15 protein-coding genes and 2 pseudogenes are annotated in these 14,573 nt (G+C 67.4%); 4 read left to right on the top strand and 13 right to left on the bottom strand.

Features of this window, described 5'->3' with window-relative positions; translation table 11 throughout:
- From Q7W02_06285 to Q7W02_06255, 7 genes and pseudogenes are all read right to left on the bottom strand, one after another.
- The coding region (locus tag Q7W02_06285) for a Zn-ribbon domain-containing OB-fold protein (protein ID MDO8475794.1) at window positions 1-374 on the bottom strand (374 nt) is incomplete at its 3' end.
- Between the two features lie 3 nt (window positions 375-377).
- On the bottom strand, window positions 378-1,547 hold the full coding sequence (locus Q7W02_06280) for a thiolase domain-containing protein (GenBank protein ID MDO8475793.1): 1,170 nt from the start codon (window positions 1,545-1,547) through the stop codon (window positions 378-380).
- Window positions 1,548-1,662: 115 nt separating this feature from the next.
- Window positions 1,663-3,372, bottom strand: a complete 1,710-nt coding sequence (locus tag Q7W02_06275) for a nitrite reductase (GenBank protein ID MDO8475792.1) — start codon at window positions 3,370-3,372, stop codon at window positions 1,663-1,665.
- 66 nt (window positions 3,373-3,438) lie between these two features.
- A pseudogene (sat, locus tag Q7W02_06270) lies at window positions 3,439-4,602 on the bottom strand (sulfate adenylyltransferase).
- Window positions 4,603-5,076: 474 nt separating this feature from the next.
- Window positions 5,077-6,207, bottom strand: coding sequence for an amidohydrolase family protein (locus Q7W02_06265; GenBank protein MDO8475791.1), 1,131 nt, complete (start codon window positions 6,205-6,207; stop codon window positions 5,077-5,079).
- A gap of 120 nt (window positions 6,208-6,327) precedes the next feature.
- Entirely contained in the window at window positions 6,328-6,486 is a 159-nt protein-coding gene (locus tag Q7W02_06260; protein ID MDO8475790.1) for a hypothetical protein, read from the bottom strand.
- A gap of 26 nt (window positions 6,487-6,512) precedes the next feature.
- A complete protein-coding gene (locus Q7W02_06255) occupies window positions 6,513-6,716 on the bottom strand; it encodes a hypothetical protein (GenBank protein MDO8475789.1) in 204 nt (67 codons plus the stop codon).
- A gap of 281 nt (window positions 6,717-6,997) precedes the next feature.
- Here Q7W02_06255 and Q7W02_06250 point away from each other — a divergent pair, with 281 nt between their 5' ends.
- The 4 genes and pseudogenes from Q7W02_06250 to Q7W02_06235 all read left to right on the top strand — a co-directional run bounded on the left by Q7W02_06250 (window position 6,998) and on the right by Q7W02_06235 (window position 9,580).
- Window positions 6,998-8,713 (top strand): aldehyde ferredoxin oxidoreductase C-terminal domain-containing protein, encoded by a 1,716-nt coding sequence (locus Q7W02_06250; protein ID MDO8475788.1) that lies wholly within the window; start codon window positions 6,998-7,000, stop codon window positions 8,711-8,713.
- Window positions 8,714-8,735: 22 nt separating this feature from the next.
- Window positions 8,736-8,960 (top strand): type II toxin-antitoxin system HicB family antitoxin, encoded by a 225-nt coding sequence (locus tag Q7W02_06245; GenBank protein ID MDO8475787.1) that lies wholly within the window; start codon window positions 8,736-8,738, stop codon window positions 8,958-8,960.
- Window positions 8,953-9,173: pseudogene (locus Q7W02_06240) on the top strand (type II toxin-antitoxin system HicA family toxin). Before Q7W02_06245 ends, Q7W02_06240 begins: the two are co-directional and overlap by 8 nt.
- Before the next feature lie 20 nt (window positions 9,174-9,193).
- Window positions 9,194-9,580, top strand: a complete 387-nt coding sequence (locus tag Q7W02_06235; GenBank protein ID MDO8475786.1) for a DUF1304 family protein — start codon at window positions 9,194-9,196, stop codon at window positions 9,578-9,580.
- A gap of 19 nt (window positions 9,581-9,599) precedes the next feature.
- Here Q7W02_06235 and Q7W02_06230 read toward each other — a convergent pair whose 3' ends face one another.
- From Q7W02_06230 to Q7W02_06205, 6 genes are read right to left on the bottom strand one after another with little or no spacing between them, the layout of a single operon-like run.
- Window positions 9,600-9,992, bottom strand: a complete 393-nt coding sequence (locus Q7W02_06230; GenBank protein MDO8475785.1) for a carboxymuconolactone decarboxylase family protein — start codon at window positions 9,990-9,992, stop codon at window positions 9,600-9,602.
- A gap of 17 nt (window positions 9,993-10,009) precedes the next feature.
- Window positions 10,010-10,360: a hypothetical protein gene (locus Q7W02_06225; protein MDO8475784.1), complete on the bottom strand. Its 351-nt coding sequence runs from the start codon at window positions 10,358-10,360 to the stop codon at window positions 10,010-10,012.
- The gene (locus tag Q7W02_06220) at window positions 10,357-11,388 is read right to left on the bottom strand and encodes a 2-oxoglutarate and iron-dependent oxygenase domain-containing protein (protein ID MDO8475783.1); all 1,032 of its coding nucleotides are present in this window, start codon (window positions 11,386-11,388) and stop codon (window positions 10,357-10,359) included. Before Q7W02_06220 ends, Q7W02_06225 begins: the two co-directional genes overlap by 4 nt.
- 13 nt (window positions 11,389-11,401) lie before the next feature.
- Entirely contained in the window at window positions 11,402-11,539 is a 138-nt protein-coding gene (locus Q7W02_06215; GenBank protein MDO8475782.1) for a hypothetical protein, read from the bottom strand.
- Window positions 11,540-11,564: 25 nt separating this feature from the next.
- Entirely contained in the window at window positions 11,565-13,775 is a 2,211-nt protein-coding gene (locus tag Q7W02_06210; protein MDO8475781.1) for a SulP family inorganic anion transporter, read from the bottom strand.
- Window positions 13,772-14,467 (bottom strand): transglutaminase-like domain-containing protein, encoded by a 696-nt coding sequence (locus Q7W02_06205; protein ID MDO8475780.1) that lies wholly within the window; start codon window positions 14,465-14,467, stop codon window positions 13,772-13,774. Before Q7W02_06205 ends, Q7W02_06210 begins: the two co-directional genes overlap by 4 nt.
- Window positions 14,468-14,573: the final 106 nt, after the last annotated feature.

Here is a 14,573-nt window from a genome sequence, read left to right as displayed (position 1 = left end):
GGTACGGGCGGCCCGCCTTCGGTGGGCTTGAACACGAGCCTGACGCGCTGGCCGATCCGGATGGCGTCGAGATCGCAGTCGACGAGGTTGGTCATCATCGTCACGCCTTCGTCGAGCGTCACGTACGCGATGGCGTAGGGCGCCTCCGCGCGTCGCATCACGCTGTAGGAGTAGATCGTGCCGCCGCCGGCTGCCGGCTGCCACTCCGTTTCGCCGCTCCCGCAGAACGGGCAGAGCGCACGGGGGTAATAGTGCACCTCGCCGCACGACCGGCAACGCTTGAGCAGCAGCCGTCCCTCGCCCGCCGCTTCCCAGAAGGGCTTCGTCTCGGGATTCGGCAGCGGGGCCGGAAACTTCCGCTCGGCGGAGGCCACCGCCTACTCCCGTTCCATGATCAGCGTCGCGCTGACGTGTCGCGTGCCGAGCGAGCCGCCGGTGCCGTGCGCCAGCGCGAGGCCGCAGTTCTTCACCTGGACCTTCGGGTGCGCTTCGCCGCGAAGCTGTCGCACGGCTTCGATCACCTTCGTCATGCCCCCTCGATTGGCCGGGTGGTTGTTGCAGAGACCGCCGCCGTCGGTGTTGAACGGCAGCTTGCCCGTGCCCGAAATGAGGTTGCCCTCGGCCACGAACTTGCCGCCCTGCCCTTTGGCGCAGAAGCCGAGATCTTCGAGCGTCATGAGCACGGTGATGGTGAAGCTGTCGTAGATCGACACGTACTTGATGTCGGCGGGGGTGACCGCGGCCTCGCCGAAGGCGGCCGGCCCCGACCACACCGCGCCCGAGTACGTGAGATCGACCTTGCCGCCCATCTGGTACTTCGGGGCCTCGCCCGCGCCCCGGACCTTGACGCGCGGCCGCGACAGCCGCTTGGCCACGTCGGGGCTCACGACCACGAGCGCGCCGCCGCCGTCGGTGATCACACAGCAATCGAGGCGATGCAGCGGATCGGCGATCATGGGCGAGGCCACGACCTCCTCGACGGTCACGACGTCGCGCAGCAACGCATGCGGGTTGTGCTGGGCGTGATGTGACGCCGCCACCTTGATCCAGGCCAGCTGCTGGCTCGTCGTCCCGTACTCGTACATGTGGCGCATGGCGCACATGGCGTACATGTTCACGACCGTGGGGCCGAAGGGGTACTCGAACTGGACGTCGGGTGCGGCGGCGCCGTAGTTGCGCGGCGCTGTGCCCGTCGCCATGCCCTCGGCGCGGGGCCGGCCGGCCAGCGTGACCAGCGCCACGCTGCATTTGCCCGCCGCGATCGCCTCGGCCGCGTGCCCGACGTGGAGCACGTAGGACGAGCCCCCGGTCTCGGTGGCGTCGACGTGCCGGACCTTGAGCCCCATGTAGTCCACCATGGAGAGCGGGCCGAGCCCGGGCGCGTCACCGGCGCAGAAATATCCGTCGACGTCCTGCTTGCTGAGACCGGCATCCTCCAGCGCACCTTTCGCGACTTCGGCGTGGAGCTGCGCCAGCGACTTGTCGTCGGCCTTCCGCGTGGGATGCTCGTAGATTCCGGCGATGTACGCCGTGCCGTTGATGGTCATCGAGGGCTGAAGGTACGTCGGCCGGGAGGCGCTTGTCAAACGGAGGCGCTCATCTCACAGTGTCACACGACGGCGGAGGCGGGATCCGCCGCCGACGCCCGACGCGGGCTTTGTTCTAGGCGTCGACGCCGTGGGGCGGACGACCCGGGGAGGCGTCACGCGCGACCGGCCCGACCGGCGCTCCTGCCAGCAGCTCGCGCAGCTCCTCGTCGGTGTGGCGCGCGGTGAAGTCGCGGAAGGTCTGCCCATTCCGCCGCTCGGCGAGATACGCGTTGAGCAACCGCTCGATCGCGGCGGGAACCTCGGTCGCGGCGGCGCGATAGCCGATGGGCCGCGCGATGCGCTCGTGCTTCCCCAGGGCGCCGCCGACGCAGAAGTAATAGGCGTCGACCATCGTCCCCTCGACTTTCGTCTTCTTGCCCTCGATCCCGATGTCCGCGATCCAGTGCTGGCCGCAGCTGTTCGGGCAGCCGGTGACGTTGATCTTGAGGTGCTGGTCGAAGCCAGGCATCCGAGTCTCCATCTCCTCCACGAGCCACCGCGCAAACCCCTTGGTCTCGGTGAGCGCGAGCTTGCAGAACTCCGTCCCCGTGCACGCGACGGTACCGCGCCAGAATGGCGAGGCCTCGACCTTGAATCCCGCCGCGGTGAGCTCGCGGGCCAGATCGGCGGCGCGCTCCTGGCGCACGTTGAGGATCACGATGTTCTGCATCGTGGTCGTGCGCAGCTCGCCGCTGCCGTAGCGGTCGGCGAGGTCGGCGACGGCGCGCATCTGGTCGACGGTCAGGCGGCCACGCAGGACCGAAATCCCCGCGTAGACATATCCCGCCTGCTTCTGCGGATGAATGCCGACGTGATCCCGGTACACGTCGTCCGGCGGCTCGGCGGCCACGCCGGGATCGAGCGAGAAGCCGATGCGCCGCTCGAGCTCGGACTTGAAACGCTCGGCCGTCCAGCCGTGCTGGAGGAAGAGAAACTTCAGCCGCGCCTTCTCGCGGTCGTGGCGCAGCACGTCGCTCTCGAGAAAGATCTCGGTGATCCCGCGGACGACGGGCAGCACCTGCGCCGCATGGATGAACGCGTCGAGGGGCACGGCGAGGTGCGGCTGGGTCGAGAGCCCGCCGGCCACGCGGACGGCAAAGCCCACTTCGCCCGTCGCCGGGTGGCGCACGGGCGTCAGCCCGACGTCGTTGATCTCCGGATACGAGCACCAGGACTTGCAGCCCGTGATCGTGATCTTGTACTTGCGAGGAGCGTTGTAGAAGTCGGGGTTGCCATTGAGCATCCGGTTGACGGCCTGGACCAGCGGCCCGGCGTCGATCATCTCGTCGGCGTCCACGCCCGCCAGCGGGCAGCCCGTGATGTTGCGGGTGACGTCACCGCAGGTGCCCATCGTGGTGAGCCCCACCCGCCAGAGGCTCTCGAGCAGGTCAGGCATCACCTCGACCGGCATCCAGTGGAGCTGGATGTTCTCGCGCACGGTGATGTCGGCCACGCCGCGGGCGCTGCGCTCGGCGAAGCCGGCGATCACGCGAAGCTGGTGCGAGAAAAGCTGGCCGTTCGGGATGCGGATCCGGACCATGAAGTAGGGCACGGCCTTGCCCTCGCCCCCTTTGCCACCGACCGCCCCGATGCCGTCGCCCTGCGTGTAGACGCCCCACCAGCGGAAGTACGTGTTGAGCCACGCGGCCGGGATCGATTGATAACCCTCGCGCGCGAAGCGGCGGATCTCCTCGAGGTGCTCCCAGGGATTGATCTCTTGCTTGAGGCGCTCCGCCCGCTGGGCCTTCGTCTCCTTCGGGGCCGCGGGCGCTGGCGGGGCCACAGGCACAGCGGGCGGCGCCTCGGTAGGCACCGCGGCCGGCGCGGCGGCGACATCGGTGCCGCGCACCCAGTTGCGGAGGATCTCGGCGACCTCGGGACGGGCGAACTCCGTGGGCACGAGCTCGCCGCGGCCGAGCAGCTCGCGCACCACCGCGCCGGTGAGCCCCATGCGGTCCTGCGGTCCGTGGGGGCAGGTCTTGGGCGAGGTCAGGGCCTCGCAGCGCCGGCAGTAAAAGGTCTCGTCGAAGAAGAGCGGCGTGATCCCCAGCTCGTCCGGCGTGAAGGCGCGGAAGGCCGCGTCAACGCCGATCGGCGTGAAGTCACGCTCGACGGAGGCGTACTCGCGTCCCACGATGAAGTGCGTGCATCCGTAGTTCTTCCGGACGAGGGCGTGGAAGACGGTCTCGCGGGCGCCGGCATAGCGCATCGCGCCCGGGAAGACGGCGAGGACGACGCGGTCCCGCGGGTAGTACTGCTCCACCAGAACCTGAGAGCAGCGGACGCGCACCTGCGACGGCAGCTCGTCGAGCTTGGTTTGGCCCACGAGCGGGTGGATGAAGAGGCCGTCGAGCGGCTCCAGCGCGCACTTCTGGATGTATTCGTGCGCGCGGTGCATCGGCTGCTGGCTCTGGAAGCCGACCACGGTCCGCCAGTCCAGCTCGCGGAAGCGCGCGCGGGCGTCCGCGGGATCCAACCGGTACGGCTCGAAGCCTCGAAGAGGCGGGCGCGCGATCAGATCAACCTTGCCCGCGAGGAGCACGTCGCCGCGGTTGAGCTGGTAGGCGGCGCCGGGATGGCGCGCATCGTCGGTGCCGTAGACCCGCCGCGCTTCCTCGCGGCCGTCGTAGGGAAAGCGCTTCTCGAGGTGGAGGATCGCGATCGGCTCCTCCCACGGCGTGACGAGCGCGACCTCCTGCCCCTCGCGCAGAACGTCGGCCGCGGCCTTGCGAACGGCGAGCGTGATGGGCACCGTCCACGGCAGCCCGTTCGCCAGGCGCATGTCACGGAGGACGCCGCCATAATCAGCCTCGCCCATGAAGCCTTCGAGCGGACTGTAGGCGCCGACAGCGAGCAGCTCGACGTCGGACATCGTGCGGGCGTTGAGCGCGATCCGCGTGAGCGACCGCGTGCGGTCACGCGCATCCGCCAACTCGGCGTCACGCAGAACCCGGTCGACCAACCAGCCACCGTGAGCCGGAACCTCGACTGCGCCGTCTTTAATGGTGGGCATAGGGCGGCAACATACAATTATCGATCGGTAAAGTCAAGAATCTATTTAGGCATAATAATAGGTGACTTACATTTCAGAAACCCTCCTCGCGTCAAATAGGGCCAGCTCGCTCACCTCGCGGGCATAACTCCCGAGAGTGCCCGCCGGATACGGGCAGCATTTCAGCACCCGCCAGTACTGGTCTATGCAAGTGCCCGATTCTGCGATCCGACCCTGCTGGCACGGCTCCTGCCTGACGTACAGCAAGTTTGAGTCGTCGGAGCGGCAATGGGCTGGAATACTAAAGGAGGGAACGGGCTATGGAACTGGAAACGGTGATTGGCTACCTGGTGGCGCTCGCTGTTCCTCTATGGCTCGTGGTGGAGGGGGCCATGCTCTCGCAGTGGTCACCGAAGCAGCCCGCAAAGCGGCTCGAGCGGAGCAAGCTCTCCAGCAAGCCCGCTTCCCGCGCGTCGGTCAGAGCGACAATAAGCCCTAGGGCGTAATCCGGTAGACGCGGCGGACATTGTCCCAGAGCATCTTCCGCTTGATGGTCTCGTCGATGCCGCGGAACTGCTCGTCTATGGCTTTCTGCGAAAACGGCCACGTGCCGTCGCGGTGCGGGTAGTCCGAGCCCCACATCACGTTGTCGGGCGCGATCTGGGCCATGGCCCGCACGCCGTGGAAATCCTTCTGGAAGGTGGCGTAGATCTGCCGCTTGAAGTACGCGCTGGGCGGCAGCGACAGCTTGAGGTCGTCGGCCAGGCGCTCCTCGTACGTGTCGTCCATGCGCTCGAGGAGGTAGGGCAGCCACCCGATGCCGCTCTCGCCCAAGACGAGGCGGAGGCGCGGGTGGCGCTCGCACACGCCCGAGAGGATCACGGACGCCAGGATCTCGTCCATCTGGCCGGGCGCGACCACGACCCACGCGCCCGTGCAGGCGGGGTTCTTGATGCCCTGGATCTCGTAGCCCACGGTGGCGCCGCCGCCCTCGAACACGTGGAAGGAGATGACGAGGTCGGCCTCTTCGGCGGCCGCCCACATCGGCTCCCACATCTCGTGCCACACGGGGAACTTGCATCCCCACGGCACGAAGACCGCGCCACGCAGGCCAAGCCCGACGCAGCGCCGCGCCTCGGCGGCCGCGGCTTGGGCATCGTGGTTCGGCAGGCAGCCGAGCCCGAAGTAGCGCCCGGGGTCCGAGCGGCCGAACTCCGCGATCCAGTCGTTGTACGCCCTGTACACCGCCGTGAGCAGCTCGGGGTCGCTGATCCCCACGCCGAAGAGGCGCCGGGAGATGCCGATGATGCCGTAGATGATCTCAGCCTCGACGCCGTCGCGCTCCTGGTCCTGGCGCCGCGCCACCGTGTCCGAGGGTCGCGTGTGGCCGGACGTGAAGCCGTTGTCCGCGAGAATCTTGCCGCGCTTCCCCCCGGTCAACCCGGGGCCGTAGTAGCCGTAGCGCCCGAGCTCGTCGCCGCCGGTCATCCAGTACTTGGCGCCGTCGCGGTCGACCACGCGCGGCGCGCGGTCACGAAATTGCGCCGGCACGCGAGAGATGAAGGTGTCCGGAGGCAGGAAGGTCAGGTCCATGTGGCTGTCGGCCGATATTGCCTTGACGGTCATGATCAGGGCCTCCCGTCGGGCCCAGCCGGGCCGGACGCGCTACGGATGATTCGACGTGGTTCGCTGTCCTCGGTCGAGAGGGCGAAAACTTAGCACGCGCGGGAAGGCTACTTCTTCGCGCTACTCTTCGCGGTCTGCGGGCACGCGCACCCACTTCTTCTTCGTGTCACGGTAGAACCACACCCCACCCGCGTCGTCGAGGGCATAGATCAGGTTCGCCTGCTGGGGGGCCATCGCCACGGCGATCTGGACGAACTGCGTCTTCGCTTGCGGGTCCATCTCATTCCTCCGTGAGCATGAAAGGTCTAGCGGGTCACGCCCTGCCTGGCCCGGCTGAGCCAGACGAGACCCAGGTCCTTCTCCGTCCAACCGTGGGATCGCAGATGAGCGACCCACGCCTTGACCTGGGCCGCTGAAATGATCTGCTCCGCCGGATCGACCTCGACCCGGTCGGGACACCGCTTGTCGATGACCGGTACTGCAGGTAGAGACGCAGGCACTGCGGCCATGTGAGCTCCCTTTGTCGACGGCAGCGCGCTCGAGCGGAAACAGGAGGTGCAGCTCGGTCGCGCGAACGGTACGGCCGGGGAACCGCTAGCGAGGTCTTGGGTGGGTGGCGGGGCGCTAAGGCCCGCCAGCCTCTTCCACGAAGAGGTTTCTAGTATACAGGAAACCCATGCGGCGGGACCCAACCAGGAGCTTCAGCCTGCACGCCATCGGCCGTATAATCCGGAGCGACGACGTTCCCGCGGGATCACAACCACAACCGGCGGTAGGACAGGAGCTTACGATGCGCACGTACTACGACATCCAGATGAACGACCGCACCATCGCGAAGCGAGAGCTCGAGGGCGAGGCCGTCGTCAAGGCCGGCCGCTATCTCATCGCCAAGACCCTCCTCGACCTCGGCGCGGCCACAGTGGATCCGCTGTCACCGCAAAACCCGCTCATCTTCTCGGCCGGCCCCTTCGCCGGCACGAGCTTCTCCAACGCCAATCGCACGAGCGTCGGCTGCAAGAGCCCGCTGACCGGCGGCGTCAAGGAGGCCAATGGCGGCGGCACGTTCAGCTACGGCCTCGGCCAACTGAAGATCGCCGGGTTTACGCTCCTCGGCGCCTCGAAGAGCTGGGTGGTCATCCACTTCAGGAAGGACGGCAGCATCGTGTTCGACGACGCCGCGCCGTATCTGGGCAAGGGCAACTTCGAAGCGAACGACATGCTCCACGCCAAGTACGGCAAAAAGGTCACGATCGCGCTCTGCGGCCCCGTCGGCGAGTACCGGGGCCTGCTGGGCGGCATCGCGCTCAGCGACAAGGACGGCCGGCCCTCGCGCCTGGCCGCGCGCGGCGGCGTGGGCGCGGTGATGGGGGCGAAGAAGGTCAAGGCCATCGTGGTGGACCTGGACAAGGCTCCGCCCTTCCACGAACCCAAGAAGGTCAATGCCAGCATCAAGGAATACGCCAAGATGCTGCAGGCCGACGGCATCGTCCAGAACTTCTACGCCAAGGTCGGCACCATGGGCATGGCCGACGTCCAGAACCAGATGGGCGGCCTGCCGGTGCGCAACTTCAGCGCGGGCCGGCTGGCCGACGTCGCCGCGGGCGAGAAGTTCAAGATGGGCGGCGACTACATCGGCCAGCTCAACACGTCCCGCGGCGGCGAGCAGACCCACGCCTGCATGCCCGGCTGCGTCATCCAGTGCAGCAACGTGTACCACGACGCCAATGGCAAGGAAGTGGTCTCGCCTGTCGAGTACGAAACGCTGGGGCTTCTCGGCACCAACTGCGGCATCAGCGATCCGGACGACCTGGCCCAGCTCAACTACGTCGCCAACGATCTCGGCGTGGACACGATCGAGCTGGGCGCCACCCTGGCGGTCCTCATGGAGGCGGGGCTCGGCGTGTTCGGCGACGTGAAGTTCATGACCGACTGCCTCGTCGAGATCCGCAAGGGTACCGAAAAGGGGCGCCTGTGGGCGCAGGGCACGGCGCGCGTAGGGGAGCACTACAAGGTCAGCCGCGTGCCGGTCATCAAGAAGCAGGCCATCAGTGCGTACGATCCGCGCGTGGTCGAGGCCACGGGCATCTCGATGATGGCGACCGCGCAGGGCGCCGACCACACGGCCGGCAACCTGCCGCGCCTCAAGACGCGAGAAATGGATCTCGAATCGCTCGTCAGCCAGAGCCTCTTGCACCAGACGCGCGTGGCCGCCAATGACTCGCTGGGTCTCTGCATCTTCGGCATGAGCGTGACCAACCCGAACACCGAGTGGTTGACCAACGCCATCAATGCCGCGCACGGCACGAGCCTGACGCCGGAGTTCTTCGAGGCGCTCGGGCGCGACGCGCTGCGCCTGGAGAAGGAGTTCAACCGCCAGGCCGGCTTCACCGAGAAGGACGACGAGCTGCCCGCGTTCTTCTACACGGAGGTGCTGCCCCCGACCAACCACGTGGCGCGCTTCCACGGAGCCGACGTGCACAAGATGTACGATCGTCTGCCCGCGTAGGGCGAGCCGTCAGGAGAGTTTCATGGCGACCAGCAGCTACACGGCAACCCTAGAGAAGGACGGCAATCTCTCCGTGGCCCTGTGCCCCGAGCTCGACGTCGCAAGCCAAGGGGCAACTGTCGAGGAAGCGATCGCCAATCTGAAAGAAGCTGTCGAGCTCTTCCTGGAGTCGGCCGACCCCAACGAGGTCAAGCGGCGCCTTCACAGCGAGGTGTTCGTTACGCGATTCGACGCGGGGCATGGGTAGGCTTCCTGTCCTTTCTGGACGCGAGGTCTGCCAGATTCTCGAACGCCACGCGTTCCTGGAGGTCAGACGGCGAGGAAGTCATATCGTGATGCAGCGACGAGGCGAAGTGGAAACTGTCACCGTTCCTGTGCCAATCATTCCGAGTTGAAGATCGGAACCCTTCTATCGATCATCCGGCAAAGCGGCGTGCCACGCGCTGAGTTCGAGTCGTAGCCGAGGCGGAGGATCGTAGAATGCTGAACGTCATGTGGGTCGCGGCGGCGGTCGCCGGGATCCTCCTTGTCCTGTTCTTCTGCATGGAGAGCCTGTGGTGGACCAAGCCGGTGGTGTACCGCCGCTTCCGCAGCACCGAGACGCAGGCGCAGACGACCAAGAGCCTCGCCTTCAACCAGGGCTTCTACAACCTGTACCTGGCTGCGGGCGCTCTCGGTGGTTTAGCGTTGATCGCGACTGGACATCGCCAAGCCGGGATGATCCTTGTCGCATGGAACTGCGCGTCCATGCTGGCGGCGGCCGTGGTCCTTGCCGCGTCGCCGCCCCAGATGCTGCGGGGCGCGCTCATCCAGGGCCTGCCGCCGCTGGTCTTCCTGCTCGGCGCCGCCTACACGCGCCTGGGCTGAGACGTCCGCCGGCCTCCGCTCAGTTCCCCGCCTTGACCTCGGCGAAGAGCTGCTTGGCCACGAGGCAGGCTTCCCGGACAAGCGGCGCGCCCACGTAGCCAGACAGGTGCAGGAGGACCTCCGTCAGCTGCTCCTCTGTCCAGCCCTGGCGAAGCGCCATGCGCAGGTGGATGGCCAGCTCGGGCGCCTGCCCGGTCGCCGCATCCGACACCACGCAGACCAGCGTGCGCGTCTTGAGGTCGAGTCCCGGCCGCGTCCATAGCGTCCCGAAGACCGTCTCCGTCACGACGTCGATGAACTTGCGCATCGTGGGATCGTCGTACGTGATCTTGGTCGCCTTGTCGACGTAGGCGTCGCCCAAGAGCTTGCGGCGCACCTCGCTTCCCTTCCGGTACGCTTCCGAGTCCGGCATGTGGGTCTCCTTGCGCCTCAGTCGATTGGGACGAAGATGCAGTGGCGGATCTTGGCATCGAGCGCCTTCGAGAGATGGCCCTTGCCCCAGGTGTCCTCGACGAGGACGACCTCGCCGGCCTTCACGCGCCGGGTCTCGCCGTCGCTCGCGGTCAGCTGCACGCCCGCGTCGAGGTTGATGATGTACTGCCGCCGCGGGGCGGGGTGCCAGTCAAGGTCGTAATCGGTCGGCACCTCGCGGAAGATGATCCCGGTGGCCGGCAACCGCGCCGACACCCGCCCGGACTTGGTCGGCTCCTGGAACTGGATCTCGACGTCTTCGAAATGCGATTCGCCCTTCTCGTCCGTGTACAGCCGAATGATCTTCATCGCGCTCCCTCCGGGACGTACCCCTCGCGGTGAAAGTAGTTGGCGTTGTAGAACTCGAGGACGAGGTCGCGGTACACGGCCGGCGGGTACCGCGGCGGGTTGTCGGGACCTGTGCAGCTCGGCAGGCACTCGACCACGGCATCCTTGTTCGGGCTGTAGAAGAACGCGATCGAGTACCGGTCGGTGCCGGAATCGTTCAGCACGCCGTGGGGCGTCGAGAGGAAGCGGTCGTTGGACCAGCGCTTCATCACATTGCCGAGGTTCACGAGAAGGGTCCCCGGGATCACCGGCGGAGCGAGCCACTCGCCGCTCGGCAGCTGCACCGCCAGGCCCGGCACGTCCAGCCGCGCGAGCATCGTGATGAACGAGTTGTCGGTGTGCGGCCCCTGGCCGAACTGCTCATCGCCCTCCGTCTCCTGTGGCGGGTAGTGCAGGAAGCGCAGGTTGATGTGCGCCTCGTTGTCGAAGAAGGGCCGGAAGTAGCCCGCCGGCATGTCGAGCGCCCTTGCCAGGACGGGCAGCATGCGTTCGCCCACGCCCTCGAGGGTCTTGAAGTACCTGACCATCGCGGCGCGCATCCGCTCGTGGTCCTGGGGCCACTGGTTGCGCCCGCGGAGCGGCGTGCCGGCCACGACGTCCGGGTGATCGACGCCCCGGTCGTGGCTGATGAAGAAGCTCTCGTTGTAGTTGGGCCGGGTGGCCTTGTGAACGGTTGAGGCGCGCTGCATGCTCTCGTTCACGGGCAGGTAGCCGATGTTGTTCTCGTTGATCTTGAGACGCATCTTGTCTTCGAGCGGCATCGCGTGGAACTCGCGCGAGGCCGCGAAAGCGGCGTCGATGACATCCTGCGGCGCGCCGTGGGCTGTTAAGTAGAAGAATCCGACTGTTTCGCAGGCGCGGCGGACCTCCCGCGCGACGGCGTCGAGCCCGCCGGGCTCGCTCCGGAAGGCCGGCCCGAAATCGATCACTGGGATCGTCCGCGTCGCCTCCTCGAGGCTCCTGACCGCCTTGGTCTTGAAAATATTCATCGCTCAGTCCCCCCTACCGCTTCCGGCGCATGTGTTTGAACATCTCGACCTGCCGGAGGCGCTTCTCGGCCTCCGCCTTCGTCCGGTACGTGCCCATGTTCCTTCCAGACTCCGAGACTACCCGATATCCGCCCGGTACTTTTCGGATCATAGCCTGCCTCCCCGAGGGCTGCGCCCTATCCTTCGAGTTGGGAAATCATCGCGTTCGCCCGCCGGACCCGGCGGCTCAGCTCGCGTCCGAGGTTGGTCAGGAGCTTGATCGCGATGGCGTGATGGTCCCGCACCAGCGCGTGAAAGGCATCCTCGGAGAGCACGTAGCAGACCGCCTCCTCGTCGGCGGTCACCGTGGCCGAGCGCGGCTCTCGGTCGAGCAGCGCCACTTCACCGAACACGGTGCCGGCGGAGAACGAGGCCAACCGGCGCCGCCGACCCTGCCCCGGCAGCTCGACTTTGACGCTGACCGTCCCGCGCGACATCAGGAAGAGGTCCCGGTCGAGACTGCCCTCCTTGATGACGGCCTCGCCGGGGCTGTAGGTGCGGCGCACGAGAACGGCCCGTACGATGGCGCGCTCCTCTTCGGTCAAACCCTCGAGGGCGCTCAGCCGTTCCATGGCGACCTCGCCGGTCAACACGTCGCCAGCGCCGTGAGCCAGGATCACCTGCTCCTCGGCCCATTCGAGCGCCGCATCCGTGTCGGCGAACAGCGCGTCCGGGCCCACCGCGCCCTCCACGCCCAGGTCGCGCAGGACGGTCGACACGAGGTAGTTGTCGTGCGGGTGGCTGAAGAGCAGGCGCCCGCCCTGCTGTTTGAGCCGGTCCTGTATTTGTATGAGGATCCGCGCGCCGGTGGTGTCGAGCTCGTTGACGCGTCTGAGATCGAGCACCACGTAGCCGGCGCCCTCACGCGCGGCCGCCTCGACGCGGCTCGCCAGATTCTCGGCCGTGCCGAAGAAGAGCGGGCCGTCCAGCTCGAAGACCACGATTCGCCGCCCGTGCGCCGCGAGGATTTCCATCAGCCTCGGGTCCCGCGCCTTCCGCGACCGCACCGCGTCGCCGTGGTACGTGCTGCGCACGACGGACCTGCTCATGCGGATGATGAAGACCAGGACCGCGACACCCACGCCCATGCCCACGCCCACCACCGGATCGAACACGAGGATGCTCGAGGCGACCAGGAGCACCACCAGGAGATCCAGCGCCATCCTCCGCCCGTGGATGAGCTTCCCCGTGATCGTCCGCACGAGCAGCTTGAGGCTCCACTGATCGAAGAGCTGGACGCCGACGACGAACAGCATGCCGGCGATGACCACGCGCGGCAGTAGCGCGATGGCCGGGCTCAGGAGGAGCACGGCGAGCAGGACCACCACGGCCGCGGCCACCGACGCCAGCCGCGTCCGTCCCCCCGCGCGGTGGTTGGCGAGGCTCGCGCCCAGGTTCACACCGCTGGCGATCCCGCCGAAGCAGGCGGCGGCCATGTTGCCCACGCCGATGCGCACCAGCTCGCGGCTGCCGCGGGAGCGCTCCCCGGTCACGCCGTCCATCACCCTGACGCAGAGAAGGACGTCGAGAGACGAGACGATCGCCAGGCCGAAGGCTCCTACGCCCAATGTGAACAGCACCGGCCAGATCTGGCGCTCCGCCAGGAGCAGGCCGAAGCCGGGGAGATACTTCGGCAGCAGCGGGGCCTCCGGCATGGGCCCGACGACGGGGCCGAGCTGCGCGCCGTAGCCCGAGAGCGACAGCGCATAGTACGCGCCGCTCCCGACGAGGAGCCCAAGGATGACCGGCGGGACGCGCTTCGTCAGCCGCGAGCAGAACCACGTCGCCAGGACAGTGAAAAGCCCTACCGTCAGCGTCAGCGGCTGCACGAGGGCCAGATTCGACGCGAGCTGTCCCAACGGGACGTGCCGGCGGAATCCAAGCAGCGTGTCGACCTGGGCGACGATGATGAGGATCGCCACCGCGTTCTGGAAGCCGGCCATGACCGGCGAGGGAATGTAACGGATGAGCCCGCCGAGCCGGAGGGCGCCGAACAGCGCCTGGAAGAGCCCGGCCGCCACGACGACGAAGAACACCAGGGTCAGCGTCCGCTGGATATCGCCGTGAGCGGCGACGGCGGCCGGCCCGTGGACCACGCCTTCGAGGACCACCGCGGCCATGATGAGCGTCACCACGCTCCGGGGCGTGTACATGAACCCCGCGGAGCCGCCGAGCAGGGCCCCCACGAGGAGGACAACGATCGCGCTCAGCAGGCCGGCGACGACGCCGTACGAGACGTAACCGTCGCCGAGCGGCTGGAGCGCCAGGATCCCATATCCCATGCTCACCGGGATGGTGAGCACGCCTGCGCTGACTCCGCCCGCTATGTCGCCCTTGAGGGATGTCACTCTTTCGGGTCGGCCTGGATCGGCGAAGCTTCCCGTCTGAACTGCGTCGCCGAAGGCGCGGGAGCGCCCGCCGTCAGCTGCGGATAGCAGCGGTTGAAGGTCTCGAGGATGTCGGCGACCGGGACATCGACGGCCGGCCCCCGGTCGCGCACGTACTCCATGTGGCGCCGGCCGCTGACGTCGTGGGGATGGAACAGCGAGTCCTCCCGCCCGTCGAACTCGAGCGGGCGGACGCCGAATTTGTCGCAGAGGCCGCGATCGAATGCCGGTGTCGCCTTGACCCACTTGCCCTCAAGGTACAGCTCCGTATAGCCGTGATAGTAGAAGAGGTCCGTGCCCATGAGCTGGCGCAGTCTCGGTGTGGTCAGGTGGTTGCGCACGTCGGCGAAGCCCACGCGCGCGGGGATGCCGGAAGCCCGCGCGGCCGCGGCGAGCAGCGCGGCCTTCGCCACGCAGAATCCCGATCCCCTCGCGAGGCACGCGCTGGCCCTGAAGGTTTCATGCGATTTGAAGTCGACGTAGGGCGTGTACACGATGCCGTCCCTGACCGCGTAGTACAGGCGCACCGCCTTGGTGATGGGATCGATCGCTCCCTCGCAGGCCTGCCGCGCGAAGGCGACGATGTTCGGCGCGCCGCTGTCCACGAACTCGGCGGGCTCGAGACACGCGCCCGTCGGCTCATCTCTGCTCATAGGCCCGCTCGAAGATCCTCCGGTCATGGGGGCGACAATACCAGAGTCCGGGCTCGCCGGCGCGGGGCCGTGACTCCGGTCGGGCGCCGTGATTCAATAGCGCCGG

It is taken from the genome of Candidatus Rokuibacteriota bacterium, assembly GCA_030647435.1.
Lineage (GTDB): Bacteria > Methylomirabilota > Methylomirabilia > Rokubacteriales > CSP1-6 > AR37.
Note: the sequence above shows the minus strand (reverse complement) of the source record. Positions and strands in the feature narration are given on the sequence as shown.